16 protein-coding genes are annotated in these 14,386 nt (G+C 63.0%); 9 read left to right on the top strand and 7 right to left on the bottom strand.

Going from position 1 to position 14,386, the window contains the following annotated elements; translation table 11 throughout:
- Window positions 1-23: 23 nt before the first annotated feature.
- The 3 genes from tsaB to prmC all read right to left on the bottom strand — a co-directional run bounded on the left by tsaB (window position 24) and on the right by prmC (window position 2,696).
- Complete coding sequence (gene tsaB / locus K7B09_RS06075; protein WP_223627883.1) at window positions 24-731, bottom strand: tRNA (adenosine(37)-N6)-threonylcarbamoyltransferase complex dimerization subunit type 1 TsaB; 708 nt, start codon at window positions 729-731, stop codon at window positions 24-26.
- A 57-nt stretch (window positions 732-788) separates the two neighbouring features.
- The gene (pip, locus tag K7B09_RS06070; protein ID WP_223627881.1) at window positions 789-1,733 is read right to left on the bottom strand and encodes a prolyl aminopeptidase; all 945 of its coding nucleotides are present in this window, start codon (window positions 1,731-1,733) and stop codon (window positions 789-791) included.
- Between the two features lie 132 nt (window positions 1,734-1,865).
- Window positions 1,866-2,696, bottom strand: coding sequence for a peptide chain release factor N(5)-glutamine methyltransferase (gene prmC / locus K7B09_RS06065; RefSeq protein ID WP_223627879.1), 831 nt, complete (start codon window positions 2,694-2,696; stop codon window positions 1,866-1,868).
- Between the two features lie 165 nt (window positions 2,697-2,861).
- On the opposite strand from prmC, the gene ahpC reads away from it, so the two are divergent.
- From ahpC to K7B09_RS06035, 6 genes are all read left to right on the top strand, one after another.
- Window positions 2,862-3,425 (top strand): alkyl hydroperoxide reductase subunit C, encoded by a 564-nt coding sequence (ahpC, locus tag K7B09_RS06060; RefSeq protein ID WP_223627877.1) that lies wholly within the window; start codon window positions 2,862-2,864, stop codon window positions 3,423-3,425.
- 144 nt (window positions 3,426-3,569) lie between these two features.
- A complete protein-coding gene (gene ahpF, locus K7B09_RS06055) occupies window positions 3,570-5,156 on the top strand; it encodes an alkyl hydroperoxide reductase subunit F (RefSeq protein WP_223627875.1) in 1,587 nt (528 codons plus the stop codon).
- Window position 5,157: 1 nt separating this feature from the next.
- Window positions 5,158-6,063: a LysR substrate-binding domain-containing protein gene (locus tag K7B09_RS06050; protein ID WP_223627873.1), complete on the top strand. Its 906-nt coding sequence runs from the start codon at window positions 5,158-5,160 to the stop codon at window positions 6,061-6,063.
- A 15-nt stretch (window positions 6,064-6,078) separates the two neighbouring features.
- Window positions 6,079-6,726 (top strand): hypothetical protein, encoded by a 648-nt coding sequence (locus K7B09_RS06045; protein ID WP_223627871.1) that lies wholly within the window; start codon window positions 6,079-6,081, stop codon window positions 6,724-6,726.
- 42 nt (window positions 6,727-6,768) lie between these two features.
- Window positions 6,769-7,755 carry a CapA family protein gene (locus tag K7B09_RS06040; RefSeq protein ID WP_223627869.1) on the top strand — a complete coding sequence of 329 codons (987 nt, stop codon included), beginning with the start codon at window positions 6,769-6,771 and terminating at the stop codon, window positions 7,753-7,755.
- Complete coding sequence (locus tag K7B09_RS06035) at window positions 7,752-8,147, top strand: hypothetical protein (RefSeq protein WP_223627867.1); 396 nt, start codon at window positions 7,752-7,754, stop codon at window positions 8,145-8,147. The genes K7B09_RS06040 and K7B09_RS06035 overlap by 4 nt, the downstream gene beginning before the upstream one ends.
- 6 nt (window positions 8,148-8,153) lie before the next feature.
- Here the strand turns inward: K7B09_RS06035 and K7B09_RS06030 are convergent, their stop codons facing one another.
- Both K7B09_RS06030 and K7B09_RS06025 read right to left on the bottom strand, forming a co-directional pair.
- Entirely contained in the window at window positions 8,154-9,071 is a 918-nt protein-coding gene (locus K7B09_RS06030) for a DMT family transporter (RefSeq protein ID WP_223627865.1), read from the bottom strand.
- Window positions 9,068-9,331 (bottom strand): putative signal transducing protein, encoded by a 264-nt coding sequence (locus K7B09_RS06025; protein ID WP_223627863.1) that lies wholly within the window; start codon window positions 9,329-9,331, stop codon window positions 9,068-9,070. The genes K7B09_RS06030 and K7B09_RS06025 overlap by 4 nt, the downstream gene beginning before the upstream one ends.
- A 92-nt stretch (window positions 9,332-9,423) precedes the next feature.
- Between K7B09_RS06025 and K7B09_RS06020 the strand changes: the two genes are divergently transcribed.
- The 3 genes from K7B09_RS06020 to rlmM are packed head-to-tail and all read left to right on the top strand — an operon-like array spanning window position 9,424 to window position 12,798.
- Window positions 9,424-11,163 carry a glutamine--tRNA ligase/YqeY domain fusion protein gene (locus K7B09_RS06020; protein ID WP_223627860.1) on the top strand — a complete coding sequence of 580 codons (1,740 nt, stop codon included), beginning with the start codon at window positions 9,424-9,426 and terminating at the stop codon, window positions 11,161-11,163.
- An 11-nt stretch (window positions 11,164-11,174) separates the two neighbouring features.
- Window positions 11,175-11,738, top strand: coding sequence for a deaminase (locus K7B09_RS06015; protein ID WP_223628705.1), 564 nt, complete (start codon window positions 11,175-11,177; stop codon window positions 11,736-11,738).
- The gene (gene rlmM, locus K7B09_RS06010) at window positions 11,734-12,798 is read left to right on the top strand and encodes a 23S rRNA (cytidine(2498)-2'-O)-methyltransferase RlmM (protein WP_223628703.1); all 1,065 of its coding nucleotides are present in this window, start codon (window positions 11,734-11,736) and stop codon (window positions 12,796-12,798) included. Before K7B09_RS06015 ends, rlmM begins: the two co-directional genes overlap by 5 nt.
- Window positions 12,799-12,858: 60 nt before the next feature.
- Here the strand turns inward: rlmM and murA are convergent, their stop codons facing one another.
- Both murA and K7B09_RS06000 read right to left on the bottom strand, forming a co-directional pair.
- Window positions 12,859-14,115 (bottom strand): UDP-N-acetylglucosamine 1-carboxyvinyltransferase, encoded by a 1,257-nt coding sequence (gene murA, locus K7B09_RS06005; protein WP_223627858.1) that lies wholly within the window; start codon window positions 14,113-14,115, stop codon window positions 12,859-12,861.
- Complete coding sequence (locus K7B09_RS06000) at window positions 14,115-14,348, bottom strand: BolA family protein (protein WP_223627856.1); 234 nt, start codon at window positions 14,346-14,348, stop codon at window positions 14,115-14,117. Before K7B09_RS06000 ends, murA begins: the two co-directional genes overlap by 1 nt.
- Window positions 14,349-14,386: the final 38 nt, after the last annotated feature.

Raw genomic sequence — 14,386 nt, 5'->3', positions numbered from 1 at the left:
CGCGGGAGCATAGCGAAAAAAAATCAGGCCGTGCTGGATGCCTGTTTGCGCAGCGCCTGCTGTTGAGCCGAGGTCAGCGCCACATCATTGCGCAAGTATGCCGGCTCGATGCGCTCGGGTGCCTGCCCTTCGCCTCGCGCAAATGCCTGCGCAGCCAAGCGGACCACATCGCCGGCGTGCGGCAAGGCGCTGGCATCCAGCCCCAGCAAACGCCCCTGCAAACGTAGTTGCAATGCACCATCGACCGCTGCAAACCCGGTGCCTACCGCATGCCAGCCGTCGCCTTCGGGAATCTGTGCAAGCTCGGGCTTGATCACGGCCTCCGGTGCAAGTGCCCGTGCACCATCACCATCACATTCGAACGCACCCAGATAGACCTCACCCATGCGTGCGTCTATCGCCGCAAGGCATCGGCCGGGCGCATTGGCACGCAACGCCAACGCCGCCAAACTCGATACTGCGATGACAGGGCGATTCAGTGCCAGGGCGATGCCCTGCGCAATACCAATCGCCAGGCGCACACCGGTAAACGCGCCAGGTCCACGGCCCACCGCAATCGCATCGAGTTGCGCGCGTTTGATGCCAGCCTCGGCCAGTAACGCTTCGGCCCAAGGCAAAGCCAGCTCGGTGTGCCGACGCGGCGCGATTTCGAAGCGCTCGCGCACCTGCCCATCGACCCAAATAGCGACCGAACACGCTTCGGTAGCGGTTTCAAAGGCGAGTAAGTTCATGCGCCGAGTGTAGCGGCTGCTGACGTTCTTGCCCTGACCACGCACATTCGCTGCAGGTCAGGCAGCAAAGCGATCGGTGGCCGCTACCAATGCCGCCACGTTCTCCGCTTCAAATGCGGAATGCCCGGAGGCGGCACTGACGATGAGCTCAGCCTTCGGCCACGCCCTGTGCAAATCGAATGCGTTCTGGATTGGGCACACCACGTCGTAACGGCCATGCACGATCACCCCGGGAATATGCGCAATTTTGTGCGCATCTCGCAGCAACTGGTCTTCTACTTCAAAAAAACCACCGTTGACGAAGTAATGATTTTCGATCCGCGCAAAAGCCAAGGCGAATGCTGCGTCACCGTGGCTATCCATGAAATCGGGATCGATATGCAGATAACTGGTGGCTCCTTCCCAGATCGCCCATGCACGTGCGGCGGCCAGACGGGTGGCCTCGTCACTGGATGTGAGGCGGCGCTGGAAGGCGGAAATCAAATCGTGCCGCTCCACCATCGGGATCGCATTGATGTAGTGCTCCCATGCATCCGGGAACAGGCGCGATGCACCTTCTTGATAGAACCATTCCAATTCCCAGCGGCGCAGCATGAAGATGCCACGCAGCACCAGCTCGGTCACACGCTGCGGGTGGGTTTGCGCATACGCCAACGCCAGGGTGGAGCCCCAGCTGCCGCCGAACACTTGCCATGCCACAATTCCCAGAAGTTCACGCAATTGTTCGATATCGGCGACCAGATCCCATGTGCTGTTGTCGGTCAGATCCGCATGCGGGGTGCTGCGCCCGGCACCGCGCTGATCAAACAACACGATGCGGTATTTCGCAGGGTCGTGAAAACGCCGCATATTGGGGGTGCATCCCGCACCCGGCCCGCCGTGCAGCATCACCACCGGCTTGCCGTGGGGGTTACCGCATTCTTCCCAATACAAGGTGTGGCGGGCATCAACGGCCAAGCTACCGGTGCGGTACGGGGTGATTTCGGGATACAGCGCGCGCATGCGGGTTCCAGCGGGGGTGTTGGCTTTCATTTTAACCCGGTCGCGGTGCGGGCCGGTGTTGGCGCCTGGCGCAGGGCAATCGCTACATCGCTCATAGGCTGCGCGATCTACCCGATGCGCTCGCCATCAGCGTCATCGTTGCCCCAATGTGACTCGATCACGCGACTCCAGATCGCGCACGGTTTTGACCCCATAAAACCCGGCGTCGCGCAGCAGGGTGCGCACTGCCGGGCCTTGGTCGAGCCCGTGCTCCAGCAACAACCACCCCCCGGCACGCAGATGCGCTGGGGCGGCGACTGCAATCATGCGAATGGCATCCAGCCCATCCACGCCGCAGGCCAGTGCCAGCAGCGGCTCAAAGCGCAGGTCGCCGGCGTCCAGATGCGGGTCATGCTCCGCGATGTACGGCGGATTGCTGACGATGACATCGAAGCGCTCGCCCAGCACCGGCGCCAACCAATCGCCTTGGCGAAATTCGACATTCCCGATGGCATTGCGCTGCGCATTGCCGCGCGCCACGTCCAAGGCATCTGCACTGGCATCGGTGGCCACCAGCTGCGCCTGCGGGCGCTCCTTGGCCAACGCCAGCGCAATCGCGCCACTACCGGTGCCAAGATCGGCCACCCGCACGGCGGCATCGTTGGGGATACGCAGCAAGGCTTGCTCGACCAGCAACTCGGTTTCCGGGCGCGGAATCAAGGTGGCCGGTGACACTGCCAAGTCCAGCGTCCAAAACCCACGACTGCCGGTCAGGTACGCCACCGGTTCCCCGATCCCGCGCCGCTGCACCAACGCTTCAAAATGCGCCGCATCGGCTGCGCTCACGCCGTCGTCAGCATGCGCAAACAGCCAACTGCGCGACTGGTGCAAGACATGCAGCAGCAAATAGTCGGCATCGACAGGATCAATCCGGGTACGTGCCTGAGTCAGCAGGCTGGCAACGGTGGGGGCAGTGGCAGTCATCGCAGCATGGTAGCTGGCCGCGCCGAAGCGCCGGGGCCTTGCCGGCATGATAATAGTCCCTGCCTATCGATAGGATATCTATAATCAATTTCAATTATTGATAGGGATACCCTAAGCTGGCTCCACTTCCGATCCAACCCACCCACACCACACCGGAGCATTCTCATGTCCCTGATCAACACGCAAGTGCAGCCGTTCAAGGCCAACGCCTTCCATAATGGCAAGTTCATCGAAGTGACCGAAGCCAGCCTGAAAGGCCATTGGTCGGTACTGATCTTCATGCCGGCCGCATTTACCTTCAATTGCCCGACCGAGATCGAAGACGCCGCCGAGCATTACGCCGAGTTCCAGAAAGCCGGTGCCGAGGTCTATATCGTCACCACCGACACCCACTTCAGCCACAAGGTGTGGCACGAAACCAGCCCGGCGGTGGGCAAGGCGCAGTTCCCGCTGATCGGCGACCCCACCCATCAGCTCACCAACGCCTTTGGCGTGCATATCCCGGAAGAAGGCTTGGCCCTGCGTGGCACCTTCGTGATCAACCCCGATGGCGTGATCAAGACCATGGAAGTGCACGACAACGCGATTGCGCGTGACGTGGCCGAAACCGTGCGCAAGCTGCAAGCCGCGCAATACGTGGCCAGCCACAGCGGCGAAGTGTGCCCGGCCAAGTGGAAGGAAGGTGCCAAGACCATTGCGCCGTCGCTGGACCTGGTCGGCAAGATCTAAGCCTTTACAACGCACCCTCTCCACCTTCGGAGAGGGTTGCGTGAAAGCGATGCCGCGCGTCACTTTCCCGCAGCCCTGTTCTCTTCCACCCCTCTGCCTGATGCGCAGAACGGGCAACTGCGCCTCAATTTCGAAGGAGCCCCCATGTTGGATGCCACGCTCAAAACCCAACTTGCCGCTTACCTGGAAAAACTGCAGCAGCCGATCGCCTTGATTGCCTCGCTGGACGATTCCGATGCCGCACGCGAGCTGGATGCATTGCTGGATGCATTGCTGGACGAAATCGCCGCGCTATCGCCGAAGATTTCCCGCAGCAACGGCGACGCCGCACGCAAGCCATCGTTTGAAATTCGCCGCATCGGCAGCGATGTTGCGGTGGCATTTGCCGGTATTCCGCTGGGCCACGAGTTCACCTCGTTGGTGCTGGCGCTGCTGCATGTGGGTGGCCATCCGATGAAAATCGATGCGGCGCTGGCCGCGCAAGTGCGTGCGCTTGAAGGTGATTATCAGTTTGAAACCTACATGTCGCTGCATTGCCAGAGCTGCCCGGATACCGTGCAAGCGCTGAATATGATGAGCGTGCTGAACCCGCGCATTCGCCATATCGCCATCGATGGCGCGCTGTTTGAAGCGGAAGTGGCGGCCAAACACATTTTGTCGGTGCCCACCGTGTACATGAACGGTGTGGAATTTGATGCGGGCCGCATGAGTATCGAGCAGGTGTTGAGCAAGCTTGATGCCGGCGCAGCCGCACGCGCCGCAGAAGCACTCAATGATCGTGCGCCTTACGATGTGCTGATCGTAGGCGGCGGCCCCGCCGGCGCAGCGGCAGCGATTTATGCCGCACGCAAAGGCATCCGCACCGGCTTGCTGGCCGAGCGCTTTGGCGGCCAAGTGCAAGACACCATGGCGATCGAGAATTTTCCGTCGGTGGAATACACCGAAGGCCCGAAACTGGCCGCATCGCTGGAAGCGCATGTGCGCAGCTACGGTGTGGAGGTGATCACCTCGCAACGCGCCAAGACCCTGCACGCCGCCGGGAGTGATGGCTTGGCCAGCATAACCCTGGAAAGCGGCGCCACCTTGCGCAGCAAGACCGTGATCCTGGCTCCCGGCGCACGCTGGCGGCAAACCGGCGTGCCCGGCGAAGCCGACTACCGCACCAAGGGTGTCACCTATTGCCCACACTGCGATGGCCCGCTGTTCAAAGGCAAGCAGGTGGCGGTGATCGGTGGCGGCAATTCCGGCATCGAAGCGGCGATTGACTTGGCCGGCGTGGTCGAGCATGTGACGGTGTTGGAATTTGACAGCAAGCTGCGCGCCGATGACGTCCTGCAACGCAAGCTGCACAGCTTGCCCAACACAGCCGTACATCTGAACGCGCAAACCACCGAAATGCTGGGCGATGGCAGCAAGCTCACCGGGCTGCGCTTCACCGATCGCAGCAGCGGCGAGGCCAGGGATTTGGCAGTGGGCGGCGTGTTCGTGCAGATCGGCCTGCTACCCAATACCGAATGGCTGCAAGGCGCGGTGGCGCTAAGCCCGCGTGGCGAAATCATCATCGATGACCGCGGCCACACCAATGTGGCAGGCGTGTTTGCGGCGGGCGATGCCACCACCGAAGCGTACAAACAAATCGTGGTGGCGATGGGCGCAGGTTCGACTGCCGCACTGTCAGCCTTCGACCATCTGATTCGTGTTTCGGCACCCACTGAGGCCAAGGCCGCGTGAGATGAACCTGCGCGACCTCAACTACCTCATCGCGTTGGCCGACCTACGCCACTTCGGCAAGGCCGCGCAGGCGTGCTTTGTCAGCCAACCCACCTTGTCCACCCAGATCAAAAAATTGGAGGACGAGTTGGGTGTGGCCCTGATCGAACGTGCGCCACGCAAGGTCATGCTCACCCCCGCCGGGCAGGATGCCGTGCAGCGTGCGCGCCGCATCATGGCGGAAGTGGAAGAAATGAAACAAGCCGCGCGCCGCAGCCGCGACCCACAAGCCGGCAGCCTGCGGCTGGGTGTGTTCCCCACTTTGGGCCCGTATCTGTTGCCGCATGTGGTTGCGCCGCTGCATCAGCGTTTTCCGCAGTTGGAGCTGTTGCTGGTGGAAGAAAAAAGCGATGTGTTGCTGCAACGCCTGCGCGACGGCAAGTTGGATGCCGCCTTGTTGGCATTGCCGTTGCACGACGAGCAACTGCACGCGCAATTCCTGTTTGAAGAACCCTTCCTGTTTGCCGCACCCAGCACTCACCCCTTGGCCAAGCAGCCCAGCATGGCGATGGATGCACTCGGCCACGAAACCTTGCTGCTGCTGGAAGACGGCCACTGCCTGCGTGACCAGGCCCTGGATGTGTGCCGGCTGTCCGGCGCGCAGGAAAAATCCGGCTTTCGCGCCACCAGCTTGGAAACCTTGCGGCAGATGGTGGCCGCAGGTGTCGGTGTCACCCTGCTACCTGCCCTCTCGGTGCAAGCACCGATTGCCGCATCGCCCAATATCCAACTGATTCCGTTTCGCGCCCCGGTGCCCAGCCGCAAGATTGCACTGGTCTGGCGCAAGTCCTCGGCACGGGATGATTTCCTGCAAACCTTGGGCGATGCCATTGGCAAACTGGCACAGGCACAATTGACGCACCCCTGATTACCGGACGCCCCAATGCGGCCACGTCATGCCATCGTGCTATGCATCGCCGCGTGCTTGCTGCTGGCGTGGTGGCTAGCGCATCCACCTGGCACCAAACTGTCGCAAGACACCCGCACGGCACTGGCCAACGCGGCCTGCCCGATGCCGCCGCATGTGGCACGCGGCGATGTACCGCTGCAAACCAACGTGCCCGATGGGCTGGTCTTGCCCGCACTGCATCAGGTGCGGATCACGCCATTGGCCGGCTTCAGCGTGGAAGCGCGGGTGCTGGGCCGTGAAAATTATTTTGCCGATGCCGGTGCCAAATTTTCCCCTGCCGATCTGGCCTTGGGCTGGGGCCGCATGCGCGAGGATGCGGTACTGGACAAGCTTGCGATCAGCCAAGGGGGCCGCTTTTTTTACTACCGCTGGCGCAATACGCCGCCCATTCCGCCCGCTGAAATCGTGCGCAGCGCCAGCAATATGCACATCATCCCGGCGACACCTGAAGTGGCCCGCGTACTCGACACCATCCACGCGGATGACAGCGTGCGCATCGACGGCTGGCTGGTGCGGCTGGATGCCGACAACGGCTGGCATTGGGTCAGCTCCTTGAGCCGCGATGACAGCGGCAATGGCGCTTGCGAGCTGGTCTATACCTGCGCCATCACGCGGGAATAAACACGCCATGCAGGCGGCACCGGTTTCGGTCAAGATGCATGAATGAAACGCACCCTCCCCTTGCTGGTCTTGCCCGCGCTGCTGGCCGCGTTGCCGACCCATGCAGCAACGCCCTCGCGTGAAGTGTCCATCGTGTTCGTCGGCGACATCATGGTGGCCGAACGCCCCGGCGAGCTGATTGCGCGCGGCACCGACCCCTTCCAACCGTTCCAGTCGCTGCTGGATGCGCACGACCTGCGTATCGGCAATCTGGAATGCGTGGTGGCACGTGGCGGCAATGCCTTGCTCAAACCATTTACCTTCCGTGCCGACCCGCAGGTGTTGCCGGTGCTGAAGCGGCATTTCGACGCGGTCTCGCTGGCCAACAATCACTCGGGCGACTTCGGCAAGACCGCCTTTGCCGAACAGCTGGGCCTGATGCAGCAAGCCGGCCTGCCGTGGTTCGGGGGCGGCCACACGCTGGAAGAAGCACACAGGCCGCTGATCCTGGAGCGCAACGGCTTGCGTATCGCACTGCTGGGCTATGTGGAGTTCAAGCCACGTGCGTTCGAAGCCGATGCCACCCACCCCGGCGTGGCCTGGAGTGGTGAAGACGAGCAGGTGATCGAAGACATCATCGCGGCGCGCCGCGTGCAGCATGCCGACATCGTGATCCCGTTCATGCATTGGGGCTGGGAAGAAGAAGCCCAGCCCAGCCCGCGCTTGCGTGAATTTGCCCGGCGCATGATCGACGCCGGTGCCGACATGGTGGTGGGCGATCATCCACACGTCACCCAAGGTGCCGATGTGTACAAGGGCAAGCCAATCATCTACAGCTTGGGCAATTTCCTGTTCAACAGCTTTGACACCGTGGCCACTACCACCGGCTGGGTGCTATCGGCCAAGCTTGGGCCGGAAGGCGTGCGGCAGTGGCGCACCCATGTGGCCAGACTGGATGCGGACGGGGTGCCGCATCCTGCCAGCGCTGCCAGCAGCCCGTGCGGCCACGCCGGCGATACCGTGGTTCAGCAATGCAAGGGGGCACCATGAACCGTCGCACGATGCACATTTTGGTTGCCCTCGTGGGTGTTGCGGCCAGTGCCTCGGCATCCGCCGACAGCGTGCGCTGCCATGTGATTTACGGCGGTGAAACCTGGACGCTGGATGCCGCACCCACCACGTCGCCGTATCAAGTTCGCAACCAGAAAATCGGGCGCTATTTCGAATTCAAACTCATCAATGCCGAACTGTCCAACACCGGCCGTTTCGTGCGTATTTACACCTATGCCATGAGCAGCGGTGATCCAGTACTCATCCATCAAGCCTCGTATCGGCCGCCGTTCGATGCCCGCAATGCAGATTGGGGCTTCACCGGCTTTCAATACGTGTATGAACCCAGCAAAGGCAGTGAACTCCAGTATTGGTGCCAATACCTAGCATAGCCACACTCACGCCTCTTGCGCGGCGCCGGCTTGCCTGGACTTCATCCCAGCCACAAAAATCCCGGCCAGGCTCACCGCCAGCCCCGCCCACTGGCGCGGGCTGGGCGATAGATCCAACACCAGCACATCCAGCACATACGCCACGATGGGCTGCGCCAGCAACAGCAAGCCCGCCAACGCCACCGGCAGTACCACCATCGAGCGCGAAATCAAGATCCAGCTCAGGCAATGGCCAACCGCCGCCAATGCCAACAGCAAGCCCCACACTTGCAGCGATGGCGGCGTAAACACCTCACCTTCGGCCCAGCCCATTGCGCCCAAACACAGCGCACTGCCAAACGCAGCCATGCACAGCACCTGCTCCACCGGTGCGCGGGCACGACCTATGCCGGCCGCATGCTGCGAGCGCTTGATCCCCACGTTGTAGGCGGCATAAGCCATTCCGGTGGTCAACCCCAGCCACATCCCCCAGCGGTATTGCGCGGGCAAACTGGCCCAGTCCGCACCCAGCAGCAGCCATAGCCCAAAAAATGCCAACAGCACCCCGGCAATAAACCGCAGGCCCAAGCGTTCACCAAACAGCAACACGCCGGCCAGCGCCATGAAAAACACCTGCGTATTGGCCAGCAGGGTGGCCAGCCCCGGCCCCACCAGCAAAATACTTTTGTGCCACATCCAAAGATCAATCGCGAAAGCCAGCATCGGCACCAGCAGCCACCGCCATGTTGTGCGCGATAACGGCTGCCAGCCATGCCGCGCACTGACCAACAACGCCAGTAACACACCCGCCAGCAACATCCGCCAGAACGCCACCGCCGTCGGCGGCATCGCGGTCAGGCGCACCATCAAGCCATTGCTGCCGATGATGGCCGCCCCGATCAACAACTCCAGCGTGGCCGTTTGCCTGGACTGCGCCAGACTCATGCGGGCAATGCGCCCGGCAATGCCGCGTCATCCTCCGGCAATGCCGCAATTTCGCCCAAGTGCAGCGCCTCCACCACGCTGCGCGCCTGTGGCCATGCCGCTTCGGGCACCATCACCGCCACTAGGCCAAACACCCCCAGTTCGCCCATCCCGCCGATCAACGCCTCGCCACGCACAAACGCAGGAATGCCTTCTGCCTCCAACGCCTGTTTGATCAAGTGGGCATCAATCACATTTTCGGCGTCGTACACGGTGCGCATGGAAGGGCGACCACATCGGAATGGAGCGGGCCATCAGCATACGCCCGCAGCTCCGCTAGAATGCGCGATTGCATTTGAATTGCGATAACGCCGTGTCCGACTCTGCCACCAGCACCGACGCCCCTATCCGTACCGACTTCATCCGCCAGATCGTCCGCGACGACCTCGCCTCCGGCAAGCACAGCGCGATCAAGACGCGCTTTCCGCCCGAACCCAACGGCTACCTGCACATCGGCCACGCCAAGGCGATCTGCCTGGATTTCGGCGTCGCGCAGGAATTCGGCGGCGTCTGCAACCTGCGCCTGGACGACACCAACCCCGCGCGCGAAGACCCCGAATACGTGCGCGCCATCCAGGACGACGTGCGCTGGCTGGGCTTCGACTGGCACAGCCTGCGCCATGCCTCGGACTACTTCGGCGTCTATTACCTTGCCGCCGAGAAACTCATCCGCGACGGCAAGGCCTTCGTCTGCGACCTGACCGCCGAACAGGTGCGCGAATACCGCGGCAGCCTGGTCGAGCCGGGCCGCAATTCGCCGTTCCGCGAGCGCAGCGTCGAGGAGAACCTGGACCTGTTCCGGCGCATGCGGGCGGGCGAGTTCCCGGACGGCGCGCGCACCCTGCGCGCGAAGATCGACATGGCCAGCGGCAACATCAACCTGCGCGACCCGGCGCTGTACCGGATCAAGCACGTCGAGCACCAGAACACCGGCAGCGAATGGCCGATCTACCCGATGTACGACTTCGCCCACGCGCTGGGCGACGCCGTCGAGGGCATCACCCACTCGCTGTGCACGCTGGAATTCGAGGACCACCGCCCGCTGTACGACTGGTGCGTCGACAACGTGGACCTGGCCGGCAACCCGGAGCTGCTGGAACCGCTGGTCGCCCGGGGCCTGCCGAAGGAAGCCGGCAAGCCGCGCCAGATCGAATTCTCGCGGCTGAACTTCAACTACCTCGTCATGAGCAAGCGCAAGCTGATGGCGCTGGTCACCGACAGGCTGGTGGACGGCTGGGACGACCCGCGCATGCCCACCCTGCAGGGCATCCGCCGCCGCGGCTACACGCCCTCGGCGCTGAAGCTGATGGTGGAGCGCGTGGGCATCAGCAAGCAGAACTCGCTGCTGGACATCTCCATCCTCGAAGGCGCGCTGCGCGACGACCTCGACGCGCACGCGCCGCGCCGCATGGCGGTGATCGATCCGCTGAAGCTGGTGCTGACCAACCTCGATGCCGGCTTCGAGGAAACCCTCACCTTCGCCAACCATCCCAAGGACGAGGCGCAGGGCGAGCGCAGCATCCCGTTCTCGCGCGAGCTGTGGATCGAGCGCGAGGACTTCGAGGAAGTGCCGCCGAAGGGCTTCAAGCGCCTTACCCTGGGTGGCGAAGTCCGGCTGCGTGGCGCCGGCATCGTCCGCTGCGACGAGGCGGTGAAGGATGCCGACGGCCGCGTGGTCGAACTGCGCTGCACGCTGGACCCGGAATCGCGCCCCGGCATGGAAGGCGCCAACCGCAAGGTCAAGGGCACCATCCACTGGGTCAGCGCGCAGCACGCGGTGGCGGCGGAAGTGCGTCTGTATGACCGCCTGTTCACGGTTCCGGACCCGGACAACGACGAAGGCGGCAAGACCTACGTCGACTACCTCAATCCCGATTCGCGCAAGGTGGTAACGGGTTACGTCGAACCGGCAGCGGCGCAGGCGGCGAAGGAGCAAGGCTTCCAGTTCGAACGCCTGGGCTATTTCGTGGCCGACCGCTACGACCACCGCAGCGATGCACCCGTGTTCAACCGCAGTGTGACATTGCGGGATACCTGGGCACAAAAGGCGTAATGGCGATGCCAATGCCGCTGCCCGTGCAACTGCACATCACCCTGCCGATCTGGGTGATGGAGCTGGACATTGCCGGCCGCGATTTTTCCACCGATGCGGCCAAGGTCGCGTTCGCCATCGAGCTGTCCAAACACAATATCGAGCGCCAAAGCGGCGGCCCGTTCGGGGCGGCGGTGTTCAGTGCGCAGCACCAGTTGATCGCGGTCGGCGTCAACCGGGTGGTGCGTCAAAGCTGTTCGCTGGCGCACGCTGAAACCATGGCCTACATGCTGGCTCAGCAACGCCTGCAGCAATTCCGACTGAACGAACTGGGCAGCCCGGTCACCCTGGCAACCTCTGCGCAGCCCTGCTGCCAGTGCTACGGCGCCACCATGTGGGCCGGCATCGACCGCCTGCTGATCGGTGCCCGCGCCGAAGACGTGATGGCGTTGACGCCGTTCGATGAAGGCCCGCTGCCCGCCGACTGGGTGGGCGAACTCGACAAGCGCGGCATTGACGTGGTGCGCGACCTCGAACGCGACGCCGCCTGCGCCGTATTGAAGATGTATGGCGAATTGGGCGGGCCGAATTATTAACGGCCTGCTGTGCTACTGCCGCCAAGGCTTCGAACCCGAGCTTGCCGGCGAGCTGAGTGAACGCGCCGCCCGCGTCGGCATCGCCGGGTATGCGCGCACCGAGCGCGACAGCAGCGTGGTGATGTTTTTCAGCGAAGACGCCATCCCGCTGGATCATGCCTTGCCGTTTTCGCAATTGATTTTTGCGCGGCAAAAATTGCGCCTGCTGGCCGAGTTGCGCGGCTTGAATCCTGCCGATCGCATCGCGCCGATGCTGGAAGCGCTGGCGGACCCCGCATTCGAAAAGATGCGTTTTGGCGAACTGGTGATGGAACACCCCGACAGCGATGCCGGCAAACCGTTTGCAGGGCTGGCGCGCAGCCTGGGCAATGCGCTGCGCCCCGCCTTGCGCAAGGCCGGGGTGCTGACCGCCAAGGACAACCCCAGCCTGCCGCGCCTGCACGTGTGCCTGCTGGCCGGCGATCACGCGCTGCTGGCGCGCAGCGTGGCGGCCGACAGCGCGCCGTGGCCGCTGGGTATCCCGCGTCTGCGCATGCATGCCGATGCCCCCTCGCGTTCGGCGCTCAAGCTGGAAGAGGCACTGCTGGTGCTGCTGACCGATGAGGAGCGCAAAAAAATTCTGCGTGAAGGCATGCGCGCCGCCGACTTGGGCGCCGCCCCCGGCGGTTGGACGTGGGTATTGACCCGCCACGGCCTGCGCGTGCAATCGGTGGATAACGGCCCGCTGCGCCAGCATGTGCTGGACAGCGGCTTGGTGGAACACCTGCGTGCCGATGGGTTTGCTTGGCAGCCACAACACCCACTGGACTGGATGGTGTGCGACATGGTGGAACAACCACGCCGGGTGGCCGAACGCATGGCCACCTGGTTGCGCGAAGGCTGGTGCCGGCACGCCATCTTCAATCTGAAATTGCCGATGAAAAAACGTTGGCAAGAAACCCAACTGTGCCTGGATCTATTTGCGCAGCAAGCCCAGAAGCCGCTGACGGTTCGCGCCAAGCAGCTGTATCACGACCGTGAAGAAATCACGGTATTGGCGATGCAAGCCGGGCGCAGCTAACTGCGCGGAATCGCGAACCATCGATTATCGGAAACCTGCGCTCTTAAATTTCGGCCTGCTTCAACCCACCCGCCGAATCCTTGCCCCCAAGCCGGACAGCTTGGCCTCGATGTTCTCGTAACCGCGATCGAGGTGATAGATACGGTCGATGGTGGTTTCGCCATCGGCCACCAGCCCGGCCAGAATCAGCGATGCCGAGGCGCGCAAATCGGTGGCCATCACCGGTGCGCCGCTGAGCGATGCCACACCGCGTACCACCGCCGTGTGGCCATCCACACGAATGTCCGCACCCAGGCGCAGCAACTCATTGACGTGCATGAAGCGGTTTTCGAAGATGGTTTCGTTGATCACGCCGACCCCGTCGGCCATGCAATTGAGCGCCATGAACTGCGCCTGCATGTCGGTGGGAAACGCCGGGTGCGGCGCGGTGGTGAGGTTGACCGCACGCGGGCGTTTGCCGTGCATGTCGAGGTGGATGCGGTCGCCTTCGCTATGAATGCCGGCACCGGCTTCGCGCAGTTTGTCCAGTACCGCATCCATGGTGTCGGGGCGGGCGTGGGTCAGTGTCACGCTACCCCCTGTCATCACCGCAGCCACCAGAAAGGTGCCCGCTTCAATCCGGTCGGCCACCACCGCATGTTCGCAGCCGTGCAGGGCATCCACGCCTTCAATCACGATGCGCGGGCTGCCCGCACCAGTGATTTTCGCGCCCATCGCGTTCAGGCATTCAGCCAGATCCACGATTTCCGGCTCCATCGCCGCGTTTTCCAACACGGTAGTGCCTTCGGCTAGGGTCGCCGCCATCATCACGTTTTCGGTGGCCCCCACGCTGACCAGTTCAAACACATGGCGTGCGCCCTGCAAGCGGCCATGGCTGCGTGCTTTGATGAAACCATGCTCCACCACGATCTCGGCCCCCAGCGCCTGCAAGCCCTTGATATGCAAATCCACCGGCCGTGAACCAATCGCGCAGCCGCCGGGCAGCGACACTTCGGCATCGCCAAACTTGGCCAGCAACGGTCCCAATACCAGCACCGATGCGCGCATGGTTTTGACCAACTCATACGGGGCCACGTGGCTGTTCACGCTGCGCGGATCCACCGTCATGACATCACCCGCGTGGACAACGGCGGCACCCAGCCCAGCCAACAACCTGGCGGTGGTCAGCACATCGTGCAGGCGCGGCACATTGGTGATGCGCACGGGGGCATCGGCCAACAAAGTGGCGCACAAAATCGGCAGTACCGCGTTTTTCGCACCCGAAATACGGACTTCACCGGACAGCCGGGCACCGCCCTCCACCAGAATCTTCTGCATCAGGCGGCCGCCTCTTGCGGGGTGAGGGTTTTGAGTTGCAAGGCGTGAATCTCGCGGCCCATATACTCGCCCAAAGTCGCGTTGACCATCCGGTGGCGGGCCAACGGCAACTTGCCGGCAAACGCCGCGCAGACCACTACGGCCTCGAAATGCACTCCGTCTTCACCACTGACGTTGGCGTGGGCGCCGGGCAGGCCGGTTTCTATCATCTGGCGAATCTGGTCGGCGTTCATGGGCTGGCAGGGGGACTGAAGTAAACTGAACGGACAAG

The sequence above is a fragment of the Thermomonas beijingensis genome (assembly GCF_020034655.1).
GTDB lineage: Bacteria > Pseudomonadota > Gammaproteobacteria > Xanthomonadales > Xanthomonadaceae > Thermomonas > Thermomonas beijingensis.
The sequence above is the reverse complement of the archived record's forward strand: the minus strand, read 5'-3'. Positions and strand labels throughout refer to the sequence as shown.

What these genes read in the sequence shown, in the direction of transcription:
- tsaB (WP_223627883.1), bottom strand. Translation starts at nt 731, where the DNA reads ATGAACTTACTCGCCTTTGAAACCGCTACCGAAGCGTGTTCGGTCGCT.
- pip (WP_223627881.1), bottom strand. Translation starts at nt 1,733, where the DNA reads ATGCGCGCGCTGTATCCCGAAATCACCCCGTACCGCACCGGTAGCTTG.
- prmC (WP_223627879.1), bottom strand. Translation starts at nt 2,696, where the DNA reads ATGACTGCCACTGCCCCCACCGTTGCCAGCCTGCTGACTCAGGCACGT.
- ahpC (WP_223627877.1), top strand. Translation starts at nt 2,862, where the DNA reads ATGTCCCTGATCAACACGCAAGTGCAGCCGTTCAAGGCCAACGCCTTC.
- ahpF (WP_223627875.1), top strand. Translation starts at nt 3,570, where the DNA reads ATGTTGGATGCCACGCTCAAAACCCAACTTGCCGCTTACCTGGAAAAA.
- K7B09_RS06050 (WP_223627873.1), top strand. Translation starts at nt 5,158, where the DNA reads ATGAACCTGCGCGACCTCAACTACCTCATCGCGTTGGCCGACCTACGC.
- K7B09_RS06045 (WP_223627871.1), top strand. Translation starts at nt 6,079, where the DNA reads ATGCGGCCACGTCATGCCATCGTGCTATGCATCGCCGCGTGCTTGCTG.
- K7B09_RS06040 (WP_223627869.1), top strand. Translation starts at nt 6,769, where the DNA reads ATGAAACGCACCCTCCCCTTGCTGGTCTTGCCCGCGCTGCTGGCCGCG.
- K7B09_RS06035 (WP_223627867.1), top strand. Translation starts at nt 7,752, where the DNA reads ATGAACCGTCGCACGATGCACATTTTGGTTGCCCTCGTGGGTGTTGCG.
- K7B09_RS06030 (WP_223627865.1), bottom strand. Translation starts at nt 9,071, where the DNA reads ATGAGTCTGGCGCAGTCCAGGCAAACGGCCACGCTGGAGTTGTTGATC.
- K7B09_RS06025 (WP_223627863.1), bottom strand. Translation starts at nt 9,331, where the DNA reads ATGCGCACCGTGTACGACGCCGAAAATGTGATTGATGCCCACTTGATC.
- K7B09_RS06015 (WP_223628705.1), top strand. Translation starts at nt 11,175, where the DNA reads ATGCCGCTGCCCGTGCAACTGCACATCACCCTGCCGATCTGGGTGATG.
- murA (WP_223627858.1), bottom strand. Translation starts at nt 14,115, where the DNA reads ATGCAGAAGATTCTGGTGGAGGGCGGTGCCCGGCTGTCCGGTGAAGTC.
- K7B09_RS06000 (WP_223627856.1), bottom strand. Translation starts at nt 14,348, where the DNA reads ATGAACGCCGACCAGATTCGCCAGATGATAGAAACCGGCCTGCCCGGC.